The sequence below is a fragment of the Bradyrhizobium sp. USDA 3240 genome (genome assembly GCF_054063295.1).
Genome location: NZ_JBSSGD010000002.1, coordinates 5,368,340 through 5,380,628, shown reverse-complemented (window position 1 = coordinate 5,380,628; position 12,289 = coordinate 5,368,340). Strand labels below are relative to the sequence as shown.

Annotated in this window: 13 protein-coding genes; 8 read left to right on the top strand and 5 right to left on the bottom strand. The window is 64.7% G+C overall.

Annotated features, from left to right (window positions below):
• Positions 1-87 precede the first annotated feature (87 nt).
• Positions 88-1,173 carry a nickel/cobalt efflux transporter gene (locus ACVIGA_RS26035; protein WP_456668522.1) on the bottom strand — a complete coding sequence of 362 codons (1,086 nt, stop codon included), beginning with the start codon at positions 1,171-1,173 and terminating at the stop codon, positions 88-90.
• A gap of 5 nt (positions 1,174-1,178) precedes the next feature.
• On the bottom strand, positions 1,179-1,457 hold the full coding sequence (locus ACVIGA_RS26030; protein ID WP_050406339.1) for a metal/formaldehyde-sensitive transcriptional repressor: 279 nt from the start codon (positions 1,455-1,457) through the stop codon (positions 1,179-1,181).
• Between the two features lie 180 nt (positions 1,458-1,637).
• Between ACVIGA_RS26030 and ACVIGA_RS26025 the strand changes: the two genes are divergently transcribed.
• The 6 genes from ACVIGA_RS26025 to ACVIGA_RS26000 all read left to right on the top strand — a co-directional run bounded on the left by ACVIGA_RS26025 (position 1,638) and on the right by ACVIGA_RS26000 (position 6,372).
• A complete protein-coding gene (locus ACVIGA_RS26025; RefSeq protein WP_456668521.1) occupies positions 1,638-1,994 on the top strand; it encodes a hypothetical protein in 357 nt (118 codons plus the stop codon).
• Between the two features lie 236 nt (positions 1,995-2,230).
• Positions 2,231-3,049: a chromate resistance protein ChrB domain-containing protein gene (locus ACVIGA_RS26020; RefSeq protein ID WP_456668520.1), complete on the top strand. Its 819-nt coding sequence runs from the start codon at positions 2,231-2,233 to the stop codon at positions 3,047-3,049.
• Between the two features lie 102 nt (positions 3,050-3,151).
• Positions 3,152-3,496, top strand: coding sequence for a hypothetical protein (locus tag ACVIGA_RS26015; RefSeq protein ID WP_456668519.1), 345 nt, complete (start codon positions 3,152-3,154; stop codon positions 3,494-3,496).
• A 167-nt stretch (positions 3,497-3,663) separates the two neighbouring features.
• Entirely contained in the window at positions 3,664-4,260 is a 597-nt protein-coding gene (locus ACVIGA_RS26010; protein WP_456670891.1) for a superoxide dismutase, read from the top strand.
• 42 nt (positions 4,261-4,302) lie between these two features.
• Positions 4,303-5,481, top strand: coding sequence for a chromate efflux transporter (gene chrA, locus ACVIGA_RS26005; protein WP_456668518.1), 1,179 nt, complete (start codon positions 4,303-4,305; stop codon positions 5,479-5,481).
• Between the two features lie 174 nt (positions 5,482-5,655).
• Positions 5,656-6,372 carry a dihydrofolate reductase family protein gene (locus tag ACVIGA_RS26000; RefSeq protein ID WP_456668517.1) on the top strand — a complete coding sequence of 239 codons (717 nt, stop codon included), beginning with the start codon at positions 5,656-5,658 and terminating at the stop codon, positions 6,370-6,372.
• 70 nt (positions 6,373-6,442) lie between these two features.
• Here the strand turns inward: ACVIGA_RS26000 and ACVIGA_RS25995 are convergent, their stop codons facing one another.
• Entirely contained in the window at positions 6,443-7,303 is an 861-nt protein-coding gene (locus ACVIGA_RS25995) for an outer membrane protein (RefSeq protein WP_456668516.1), read from the bottom strand.
• Positions 7,304-7,464: 161 nt separating this feature from the next.
• On the bottom strand, positions 7,465-8,190 hold the full coding sequence (locus ACVIGA_RS25990) for a TetR/AcrR family transcriptional regulator (RefSeq protein WP_456668515.1): 726 nt from the start codon (positions 8,188-8,190) through the stop codon (positions 7,465-7,467).
• 204 nt (positions 8,191-8,394) lie between these two features.
• Between ACVIGA_RS25990 and ACVIGA_RS25985 the strand changes: the two genes are divergently transcribed.
• Complete coding sequence (locus tag ACVIGA_RS25985; protein WP_456668514.1) at positions 8,395-9,657, top strand: HlyD family efflux transporter periplasmic adaptor subunit; 1,263 nt, start codon at positions 8,395-8,397, stop codon at positions 9,655-9,657.
• Positions 9,658-9,672: 15 nt separating this feature from the next.
• Positions 9,673-11,277, top strand: coding sequence for a DHA2 family efflux MFS transporter permease subunit (locus ACVIGA_RS25980; RefSeq protein ID WP_456668513.1), 1,605 nt, complete (start codon positions 9,673-9,675; stop codon positions 11,275-11,277).
• A gap of 80 nt (positions 11,278-11,357) precedes the next feature.
• Here ACVIGA_RS25980 and ACVIGA_RS25975 read toward each other — a convergent pair whose 3' ends face one another.
• The gene (locus tag ACVIGA_RS25975) at positions 11,358-12,257 is read right to left on the bottom strand and encodes a LysR family transcriptional regulator (protein WP_456668512.1); all 900 of its coding nucleotides are present in this window, start codon (positions 12,255-12,257) and stop codon (positions 11,358-11,360) included.
• Positions 12,258-12,289: the final 32 nt, after the last annotated feature.

The following is a 12,289-nucleotide window of genomic DNA, read 5'->3' as shown; positions in this document are numbered from 1 at the left end:
GGGAGTCTGGCTTGTCCCCTTGGCAGGAACTCTAGACCACTTCGCGCAGGTTTCAAGATGGAAGTGGGATCATATCATGATCCGGGATCAGGCCGTGATCCCGTGCAACCCCAGCCAGCCCGTGTAGAGGCCGACCAGCACGATCAGCGCAGCCGACACGTAGGGAGCGCGTTGGGCGAAGCGGCTGAAGCCACCCCAATGACGCTCGACATGACGGAGACTGAGCGCGGCCACAACACCAGCGGAGACCATGGTGATCGCAAGCCCGATGCCGAAGCAGAGCACCAGCACGAAGCCGAGGCTGAACTGCTTGAGCTGGAGGCAGAGCAGCAGCACGGTGATCGCCGCCGGACACGGAATGAGGCCGCCGGTCAGGCCGAACAGAATGATCTGCCACGTCGTGACAGTCCGCCCGGCAAAGCGCTTGCGGATGTCGGCAGCGTGCGCGCGCGCATGTGCATCGTCGGCGTCACCGAGGTCCATATGCGCATGGTCATGCTCCTCGAACAGGACTTCGGCAATGTCCGCCCGCACCGACACGCGGGCCTTGAACGCATGCGGCTCCGGAATTTCATCGATGCTCTCCAGATAGCCGTCCCGCGCGGCGAAGCGGAACTGCTGCTCGCTGCCGTCGGGGCGGATCGTCATGACTTCGACCTCGCCGGCCGCCGGAAGCGCCCCGGCCTCACCGCGCAACCGCCAGCGCGGCGGCACACCGTCCTCGAAGACTTCGAGCGACAGCGATTGCCCGGCCAGGCTCAATTGCCGTGTTTCGTCGTGATGATGGTGATCATGGTCATGGTCATGGCGATGGTCGTGTTCGGAAGTCTGCTCGCGCCAGGTGCGCCAGGCCATCCAGGCTGCGATCGAAATGATGATCGCGGCCGAGGCCAGTTGCAGCCAGGCTTCGCCGCGTTCGCCGGACCATTGCTGGCCGAAATGCAGCCCCGCCAGCGCGACGATCCAGACGATGGCCGTGTGCGAGATCGTCGCCGACAGGCCGAGCAGCACCGCCTGCACCACGGTGCCGCGGATCGCGACGATGAAGGCCGCCATCATCGTCTTGGAGTGGCCGGGCTCGAGACCATGCAGCGCGCCGAGCAGGATCGCACTGGGGATGAACAGCCATGCATGCGCGCTGCTCTGCTGGAGCAGCTGGGACAGATCGGTCATGTGCTTCACTTCAAATAGGTGCGAACGACGTCGATCAGGTCGGCAGCGCCCTGCGCTCTCTCGGGATCCTTTTCCCGGGCAGGGTCCACCACGTGATGGCGGATGTGATCCTCGAGCAATTCCGCCGTGAGGCCGTTGATGGCGCCGCGAACCGAGGCCACCAGCATCAGCACGTCGGCACAGCCGAGCTCGGATTCCAGCGCCCGCTCGACGGCCTCCAGCTGACCCTTGATGCGGCGGACCCGGCCGACGAGCTTGGACTTGTGCTTGATCGTGTGCGACATTCTGATAATATAGGGGGGTACCCTATATCGGTCAACCCGTTTCGGCCCTCGGCTGGGGTGCGCGGGCGCGGGCGCGCTCACACTGGTGGCGTTACTCGCGCTTTAAATTGCGGCGCGCACGGCATTGAATTCGGTCAATCCAGCAACAAGGCCAACGAGACAACTGGCAGGAGGCACCGCGTGAAGGTCCACATCCTGATGTTGGCTATCCCGATCCTGCTGTCGAGCGCGCTGCCGGCCGTGTCCAAGAGCAGCATCGGACACAATGACGGCCCCTGGAATGCCGACCACATCGACGATCTGCCGTCCGAAGTCCGGCAATACATCGCAGGGATTTGCCGAGGACCCGCCACCGCCCAACACGACTTCGCGACCTTTTCGCCCCGTGAAAAGCGCTGGCGGATCAACCTCGAATATCTCCGCTGCAACGGCATCGGCGCGTTCCGCCGCGGCAACCAGTGCCTGGACGTGGACTTCGTCGAGCAAGGCTCGCGATTCCACCTCGGCGCAAAACAATTTAGGGATTGCGGCTTCTAGATCGCAGCGATCCCGACAGTGAGTCTTGCATCAAGTCTTGCGCCGCGGTCGAAACATTGTTCCGAGCCGCGCAGGTGAACTGTTCGTGACAGTGACCTGGACGTTTCGCGCGTGACCACGGCGCACTCCGGTTGACATCGATCAGCACAAGGTCTTAATTCCAGCGCACGGGGATGTGCGATCTCCCCGCGAGGCGACATGCCCAAGAATCGCGTCCTGTTCACCAAGGACGCACCATGTCGTCATACACATCGATCTCATCCGAAAAACTGTCTCGTCTCATCGGCACCGCCAAAGCGCCGACGCTCGTCGACGTCCGTATCGACGAGGATTTCGCCGCCGATCCGCGCCTGATCCCGGGCGCCATCAGGCACTCCCATCTCGATGTCCAGGACTGGGCTTCCGGCCTCACCCGCCAGTCCGTGGTCGTGGTCTGCCAGAAGGGACAGAAGCTCAGCGAAGGCACCGCCGCCTGGCTCCGATGCGGCAACATTGCTGCCGAAGTTCTCGAGGGCGGGCACCTCGCGTGGAAGGCCGCGGAGCTTCCGACCGTTCCTGTCGACAAGATTCCGAAACGCGACGGGCGCGGCCGCACCGTCTGGGTGACGCGCTCGCGGCCGAAGATCGATCGCATCGCCTGCCCGTGGCTGATCCGCCGCTTTGTCGATCCCGCGGCCGTATTCCTGTTCGTCGCATCAGCGGAAGTCGAGGCCGTCGCCGAACGCTTCGACGCCACGCCGTTCGATATCGAGAATGTGTTCTGGAGCCATCGCGGCGAGCTCTGCACCTTCGACGTGATGGTCAAGGAGTTCGGCCTGTCGACGCCCGCACTGGAGCGGCTCGCGACAATGGTGCGGGCCGCGGATACCGCGCGGCTCGATCTGTCGCCGGAGGCGCCGGGGCTGCTCGCCGCCTCGCTCGGCCTGTCGCGCATGTTCGACGACGACCTCGAACAATTGAGCGCCGGCGTGCTGCTCTACGACGCCTTCTATCGCTGGTGCCGCGACGCGACCCGGGAGACGCACAACTGGCCGACCAGCAAGGTGAAGCCATGACATTGCGATCTTCGTCCTCGTGCGGCTGGCGAGCGTGATCTGAGCTGACAGCAGCGCATCTGAAGAAACCTGGGGCAGCACAACACGGCCAGGAGAACCACCATGCAGAAGCGAAATCTCTCCCTGATTGTAGCACTCACGATCGCGGGCATCGCCGTGCCCGCGCGCGCCCTGACGCAGGACGAGCTTGTCGCGAAACTTCCGGCTGCCGGCTACGCGGATGCAGCTGCGGTCCAAACGCCGGCGGCGCAGACCCTGCGCGGTGTCGTCGATCGTGTCGATGAGCGCGGCGACACGCTGCTGATTCGCCTGTCGGCGGGCAGAACGAAGCCGTTCAGGGTGCAGGACGACCTGATCTTCAATGCCGTCCGCTTCGGCGATCCCGTCGAGATCTCGGTGCAGACCATCTCGGGATTCCCGACCATCGTCGGGCTCACGAAGCAATAGCGCCGCGATCTGAAGCAAGAACCGTTCAACATTGGGAGAAGCCGATGACCATCAACACCGGACGCCGAGACTTTATCGCAGCGGCTGGCGTCGCCGCAGCATCCGCAACCGTGCTTGGCGTCAACCAGGCCGCAGCCGAAGCCAACCCGCAGACAGGAGCCAAAGCCATGTCCTATCAGGCAAAGCCGATGCCGTTCGATCCAAAATCGATCAGCGGCATCTCGGAGAAGATACTCGTCAGCCACTACGAGAACAATTACGTCGGCGCCGTGAAGCGGCTCAACGCCATCGGGACGCAGCTTGCCGAGCTCGACTTCGCCAAGGCGCCGAACTTTGTGATCAACGGCCTAAAGCGCGAGGAGCTGATCGCAGCGAACTCGATGATCCTGCATGAAGTCTATTTCGACGGGCTCGGCGGCGCGGGCAAGCCGAGCGGCGCGCTCGCCGAAGCGATCGCGCGCGACTTCGGCAGCATGGAGCGCTGGCGGACCGAATTCGCCGCCATGGGCAAGGCGGAAGGCGGCGGTTCGGGTTGGGTGATTCTCGCCTACTCGCCCCGCGACAGGCGGTTGGTCAACCAGTGGGCTGCCGACCATACGACGACGCTGGCCGGCGGCCGCCCGGTGCTGGTGCTCGATATGTACGAGCATGCCTATCACATGGACTTCGGAGCCGCGGCGGCCCGCTATGTCGACATCTACATGGAAGCCATCCGCTGGGACAACGCGGCAAGATTGTATGAGCAATATTCGAAAGAAGCGTGAGGAGCGACACGCGAAATTTCTTTCCAGGGAGATTTTTCAGGAATGACACCGACGCCCCCGCAGCGCGGCCGATTGGCGGAACTGGCGCGCTACTTCCTGCGCCTCGGCTTTCTCGGCTTCGGCGGCCCGGTCGCGCTCGTCGGGCAGATGGAGCGCGAACTGGTCGACGGCAAGAAATGGCTGACCAAGGCTGAGATGAAGGAATCGATTGCCATCTGCCAATCGCTTCCGGGACCGCTGGCGATCCAGGTCGGCATCTATGTGTCCTGGCTTCGCGGCGGCTTCTGGGGCGCCTGGGTCGGTGGATGGTGCTTCATCCTTCCCAACTTCGTCATCGTGGCTTCGCTCGGAGCGCTGTACGTCTACCTTGGCGATCTCCAACCGGTCACCGCGATCTTCTACGGCGTCAGTCCCGCCGTGATCGCGCTCATCCTTCACTCCTGTTACCGGCTGGCCAAGCTCGGCATGGAAGACTGGCTGCAATGGGCGATCGCGGCGGTTTGCCTCGCCGTCACGGTCATCCTCCAGGCCGAGGTCGCCCTGCTGTTCATCGGCGCGGGCATCGTGGGCATTCTATATTACGGCAAGCCGTTCAAACGCTCGCCTGCGATCCTGCCGGGAATTGCCATCGTGCCGGCGGCCGCCGGCCCGTTGGCGCCGGTTGCAAGCGGGTCCACGCTCTCGAAACTGTTGCTGTTCTTCCTCAAGGCCGGCTCGCTGACATTCGGCAGCGGCCTCGTCATCGTGCCGTTCCTCGAGCAGGGGCTCGTGCAGCAATATGGCTGGCTCGACGAGCGACAATTCCTGATCGCGGTCGCGATCGGCATGATCAGTCCGGGACCGGTGGTGATCACCGCGACCTTCGTCGGCTACCTCGTGGCGGGATTCTGGGGCTCGGTCGTCTCCACGATCGGCATTTTCCTGCCGTCGTTCCTGCTGGTGCTGATCGTTGCGCCACTGCTGGCACGGCATCGCGGAAACCCCAACGTACAGGGCTTTGTGAAGGGCGCCTATGCAGCGGCGATCGGCACCATCCTCGGCGCCTGCATCCTGCTCGGCAAGATCGCCATCGGCGACTGGCTGACAGCACTGATCGGCGTGATCTCGCTGGCCATCCTGTTCCGCTGGAAAGTGAGCAATCCGCTGTTGATCGCGGCGACCGCGGTCGTCGGCTTGATCGCGTATCCATGGCTGCAGCCGACCTGGGTGATGGTTCATTAGCCGCCAATGGCATCCTGGCAATGCTCTGGTTCAAGCGGCGCGGCTGATTTGACGAGGCCGACAAGCGAAGTTGAAATACCGCTGCGTTATCGGCGTTGAGAACCTGCCCGCGGCTCGCTAGATGAGGACCTGCCCCATCCGCCCCGCTGTCATACCCACCGAAGAGTTGATCTCATGCGACCCCACATCATCTGCCACATGGGCACGTCGATCGACGGCCGGCTTCATCCCAGCCGCTTCACCAAGCCCGCCGCCGGTATCCCGGCTGACGCGCTGCGCTCCCACTATGAGAGGATCCATGACGGCTTCAATGCCGATGGATGGATCATCGGCCGCGTCACCATGAACGAGATGGCCAAGGGGACGGAGCGGCAATTCGCCAATGCGCCGAAGGTGCAGCGCGAGCCGCATCTCGGCAACCGCGACGGCCGCAAGCTCGCTGTCGGCATCGATCCGTCGGGCCGCGTGCATTTCGGCAAGGACAATGTCGGCGGCGATCACGCTGTCGCGGTGCTCGGCGAACAGGTCTCGGACAGCCATCTCGCCGAGCTGCGCGAGGACGGCGCTTCCTACATCTTTGCAGGCCCCAAGGGCGACGATCTTGCGGGCGCGATGGCGCAGCTCGCATCACGGTTCGGCGCCAGGACGCTGCTGCTCGAAGGCGGCGGCGGGATCAATGGCGCGTTCCTCAAGCAGGGACTGATCGACGAGTTCAGCACGTTGATCCATCCGGCGGTCGACGGCGTCGCGGGATCGCAGAGCATCGTCGACTATCACGGCCCGGACGGCGACCGCCCCGGCGCCGGGCAGTCGCTCCGGCTCACCCATTGCGAGACGCTGGAAGGCGGCATGGTCTGGCTGCGCCACGCCGTCGAGCGCGCGCCGGGCTGAGAGAGGCCGCATAGCCGCGTTCCCTCTCCCGCGTGCGGGAGAGGGAACGCGGCGTTTGCTCAAGCCAGTGTCAGAACTTGTAGCTCAACGCGGCGCGGGCAACGCTGAACCTGCTCTCGCGGCTGGCATTGTAACGGATCTGGCTCTGTAGCGGATCCGTGCCCTGGAACGTTGCCGTCGTGCCGCTGCTACCGAGATCGACATAGAGATATTCGCCGCGCAGCGTCCAGTTGTTGGTGAAGGCATATTCGAGGCCACCGCCGGCGGTCCAGCCGACGCGGACGTCGGAGTTGTCGCCAAGCCAGAGCCGCGAAACGTCATTCGAAAAAACTTCCGAATTGGCGATATGGGTCTTCACCTCGCCGTAGGCCAGACCGCCTGTCCCGTAGATCAGCAGGCGCTCGGCCGGCACAAAACCGATGCGGCCCCGCACGGTGCCGAACCAATCGATCTTGCTGGTGGTTTGAAAATTGTAGTTTCCAGTCACGGTGGTAAATCGCCCGCCGCCCCCGCCTCGACCACCAAAACGACCGACATCGAAAGCGGCAGCGGTGCTTCCACCCCGGGAAGACTTCAGGTCGGCGGAGTTGAAATCAGCTTCCACCCCGAGGACGATCCTGTCCAACTGATAATTGTATCCGAGCAATCCACCAGCCGTGACGCCCGACTGGCTGCTGTCCGAAACGGGAATACGGACGATGTTGTCGGGGGCGACAAGCGACGTGATGTTGCTGCTGGTCGTGATATTCCCACCATCATACCAGCCACCGCCCACATTCACGCCGGCGTAGAATCCGGACCAGTTGAACGCTGGAGCTACCAATGGCGGAGCCTTGGTCCAGCTGCGCTCCGGTAGGTCAGCGGCTGACGCCGCGTTCGCAAATTCCGTAATCAAAAGCAGGCAAGTCCCAACGATTGCAAAACGACGCACTTCCCATTCCCCTTGCACTGGCCGCAAGCCAGCGACGGACGTCTCTGCCATGGGAGGAAGGAATGCGACAGCATGTCTCATTCGAATTTTGTTCTTTTCCGCGATCTGTGCCTAAGTTGCAACGAACAGCGCTCACAACCTGTTGAGTGGACCGCCCGGAATCAGTCGGCGCCGAAGCGGTAACCGCTTCTGCACCCCGCGACGAAGAACGCGACGCCGCGCGCAACATGCTCATCGAGCTCGGGATCGAGCGCCTTCAGGTCGACTTCGTAGAGAGCCCGCAGCAGCATCGGTACCGCGATGATGTCGAGGAACAGGCGCGCGGTGGTCGGCAGGTGCTCCGGCGCGAAGGCGGGCAGCTTGCCGAGCTCGTCGGATTGCGTCAGCTCGCGCAGCAGGTGAACGCCGAGCTCGGTGGCGAGCGCGCGCGCCCTGCGGTTGACGGTGGCGGCGAGATCCGGGAAACGATGCGCCTCCGCGATCGCAAGCCGCATCAAGCCGATCCGGTCGGCGTCGAGGCCCCAGTGCAACAGGGTCGAGGCGACGCTGGTGAGACGCTCCTCCACCGTCGCGCCGAGCGGCGCGTCCGCCTTGAACTCCGCGATGCGTGACAGGATGTCCCGCGTCACCACCTCGGTGAACAGCGCGCGCTTGTCGCGGAAGCGCGCATAAATCGTGCGCTTGCCGGAGCGCGCGGCCTCGGAAATCTCGTCGATGCTGGCGCCTTCAAAGCCGCGCTCGAGGAACACCTTGCGCGCGGCATCGAGGATGCGGGCATCGACCTCGCCGGCCAATTCTTTCGGCGGCCGGCCGGCGCGCACCTCGACCGGCCTGGTCGTCGCCCTGGCCTTGGCCGCCCGCGGCGTCTTCAGGGTACTGGTGGTCATCAGCCTTCCCCGGGTTCCAGGGGCCGGTCCTGCCGGCAACATCAGGCAATATAGCCCTATCACATCTATTTGTAAATAGAACGGTACAGTTCCGTTTCTATTGACGCTGCACTGCCGCGAGACTATTTGTCGCACAGAACGGAACGGTATCGTTCCCTTTTGCGAAGGCCTTGCAGACCTCGCCCGACAGCAGGAGCAGCCATCATGTTCGAAGACACTGTTTTGGAGCGCGACCGGGAAGGGCGCGAGCGCATCGAGGGTTCGCCCTCGGCGCCGGCTTCCCGCGAGCCCAACGTCACAGCCGAGCGGCCGGAGGTCACCGCGCGGGCTCCGGCGCAGGAGCGCCCCGCAAACAGAGAGCCCGCCGCGCCGGAAATCGTCCCGCCGGAGGTCACGCCACAGAAGCGCGGCTTCCTGCGCCGCCGTCCGGTGGTCTCCGCGATCGGTGCTGTGCTGCTCGCCGCCACGCTCGGCGGCGGCTACATGTACATGGACTACACCGGGCATTTCGAATCCACCGACGACGCCTTCATCGCGGCGCGGCAGTTCGCGCTCGCGCCGAAGGTCTCCGGCTACATCACTGCGGTCCCGGTCACCGACAACCAGCACGTCGCCGCCGGCGACGTGATCGCGCGCATCGACGACCGCGACTATCGCGTCGCGCTGGCGCAGGCCGAGGCGCAGGTCGCGGCCGCCCAGGCCAGCATCCAGAATGTCGATGCGCAGCTCGACGTGCAGCAGGCGCAGATCGCAGCCAACCAGGCCCAGGTGGACCAGGCGCAGGCGGCGTTGACTTTCGCCCAGCAGCAGGCGACCCGCTACCAGCATCTGGAGCAGACCGGCTACGGCACGGTGCAGAATTCCGAGCAGTACACCTCGCAACTGCATCAGCAGCAGGCGTCTCTCCTGAGCGCGCAGGCGACGCTGAACCTCGGGCAGCGCCAGGTGGAATCGCTGAAGGCGCAGCGCAAGAGCGCGGTCGCCAACCTGGCCCAGGCCGAGGCGCAGCGCGACCAGGCGCAACTCAATCTCTCCTATACGACGGTCACTGCCGCGCAGCCCGGCCGCGTCGTCAGCCTCTCCGCGGCCGTCGGCCAGTTCGCGCAGGCCGGCACCAATCTGACGATGTTCGTGCCCGACCAGACCTGGGTCACCGCGAACTTCAAGGAGATCCAGCTCGACCAGATGCGGCCGGGCGAGAAGGTGACGCTGAAGATCGACGCCTATCCCGGCCGCACCATCAAGGGCCATGTCGAAAGCGTGCAGCCCGGATCCGGTACCGCGTTCTCGCTGCTGCCGGCGCAGAACGCCACCGGCAACTACGTCAAGATCGTGCAGCGCGTGCCGGTAAAGATCGTGATGGACAACCCGCCGACCGACGTCGCGCTCGGCCCGGGCATGTCTGTCGTCCCGACGGTGCGGATCAATCCCGCGCCGTCGCTGCTCGAGCGTCTTGGAAAGCTCTGATCCGGGGAGGCTGTCATGAATGCAGCAGCAATTGATGCCAAAAGCCTCCCTGTTCCGAGCGTTGCCGTTAATCCCTGGCTGATCGCCATCGTGGTTGCGCTCGCGAGCTTCATGGAGGTGCTCGACACCACCATCGCCAACGTCGCGCTGCCCTATATCGCGGGCGGCATGGGCGTGAGCGAGGACGAAGCGTCCTGGGTGGTCACGACCTATCTCGTATCCAACGCCATCATCCTGACCGTCTCCGGCTTTCTCGCGCGCATGCTCGGGCGCAAGACCTTCTTCCTGATCTGCCTCGGCATTTTCACGGTGAGCTCAGTGCTGTGCGGCTTCGCGCCCAATCTGAACGCGCTGCTGCTGTTCCGCATCCTGCAGGGACTCGGCGGCGGCGGCATGGTGCCGGTGGCGCAGTCGATCCTCGCCGACGCGTTCCCGCCGGCCAAGCGCGGCCAGGCGTTCGCGGTGTTCGGCATCGCCGTAGTGGTGGCGCCGGTGGTCGGGCCGACGCTCGGCGGCTGGCTATCCGACAATCTGTCCTGGCACTGGTGCTTCCTGATCAACGCCCCGGTCGGCGTGTTCGCGATCGCGCTGATCGCAGCGGTGCTGCAGGAGCCCGCGAAGGCCAAAGGAGCGCAGAACGCCGCGCAGCCGCAGGACAACACCTTCGATTTCATCGGCTTCGCACTGGTTGCGACCTTCCTCGGTGCGCTCGAGGTAACGCTCGACCGCGGTCTCGAGGACGACTGGTTCTCCTCGCCCTTCATCATCACCTTTGCGGCGATCAGCGCCACGGCGTTCGTGCTGATGATCCCGTGGGAGATGACCCGCCGCAATCCGATGATCGACCTCAGAATGGTCGCGACGCGGCAGTTCGGCGCCTGCTTCCTGGTGATGCTGGCGACCGGCGCCATCCTGCTCGCGACCACCCAGTTCCTGCCGCAGCTGGTGCAGCAGGATTTCGGCTACACCGCGACCTGGGCCGGCCTCGTGCTCTCGCCCGGCGGCGTGGTCACCATGGTGATGATGTTCGCGGTCGGCCGGCTCGCCGCCAAGGTGCAGCCGAAATACTTGATCGTCGCCGGCGCGCTGGTGATCGCCGCCTCGATGTACAGCATGACCAACGTCTATGCCGATCTCGGCTTCTGGTTCATGGCGCGCTCGCGCATGCTGATCGGCGTCGGCCTGCCCTTGATCTTCGTGCCGATCATGGCGGCGTCCTATGACGGCATTCCGCCCGACAAGACCGACCAGGCCTCCGCGCTGATCAACGCGGCGCGCAACACCGGCGGCTCGATCGGCGTCTCGATCGTCTCCAACGTGCTGACGCATCGCCAGCAATTCCATCAGAGCCGGCTGGTCGAGCAGGTGACGCCGTCGAGCCCGCAATACCAGGACACGCTGCACCAGGTCACCGACTTCTTCGTGGCCCAAGGCAACTCGCTGGCGCAGGCGCACCAGCAGGCGATCCAGTGGATCGGGCAGCAGGTGCAGACCCAGGCCTCGTTCCTGTCCTACATGGACGCGTTCTGGGTCCTGATGCTGATCTCCCTGTCCGCGATTCCGCTGGCGCTGACCTTGCGCAAGGTCAAGCTCGGTGGCCCCGCCCGCGTCGGCCACTGACGAGATGCTGAGGTCAACTGCGATACGCCCGCGCCGCAGATCGGCGCGGGCGTATCGATTCGGGAAGGGCTCGACTCAGATCAGATCCCGCGCGTAGCGGCAATGATCGTGTCCCGCAGCCAGCGGTGCGCCGGCAGATCGTCGAAGCGGCGATGCCAGCTCATGACGCTCTGCAGTTTCGATGCATCGAACGGCAGCTCCCGCATCTCGATCGGATAGGCGCGGCGGAATTCGAGCGCGAGCTTGCGTCCAAGGATCGCCACCATGTTCGATTGCACCAGGACCGCGCCGGCGGACAGATACGGCACATCTGACGCAATGGTGCGCTTGGCCTTGCGGGCCCGCAGCCAGGCATCGATGAAATCCAGATCTTCGCCGCTGGAGGTGATCGCAAGGTGCGGCAGCTCGACCAGCGTCTCGCCGGTCAGCTTCTTGCGCAACGCCGGGTGACCGGCCCGCAGCACAGCGACGAAGCGGTCCTCGATCAGCCGGCAGGCGGCAAACCGCTCGCCCTCCAGCGCGCGGGCGGAGATCGCAAGATCGAGCTCGGCGCGATCGAGCCGGTCGGCGAGATTGAGCGTCCCGCTCGGCACCAGCGTCAGCCGCACTTTCGGCGCCTGCGCGCGCACCGCTGCGATGATCGAGCCGGCCGCGACCACCGCGGCATAGTTGTTGACGGCAATGGTGAAGCGCCGCTCCGCCTGCGCCGGATCGAAGCGATCCCCCTCGACCGCGAGTTGCAGCTCATTGAGCGCCTTGCGGACCGGCAGCGCCAACGCTTCCGCCCGCGGCGTCGGCAGCATGCCCGACGGCGTGCGGACGAACAGCTGGTCTTTCAGCGCATGACGCAGCCGATTCAGCGCGTGGCTCACGGCGGGCTGGCTGATGGCAAGCGCGCCGGCCGCGCGCACCACGCTGCGCTCGCGCATGACGGCGTCGAACACCAACAGCAGATTGAGATCGAGATTGCGCATCCGCATGCCGTCATCATGCATGATGTGAATTGATGGAT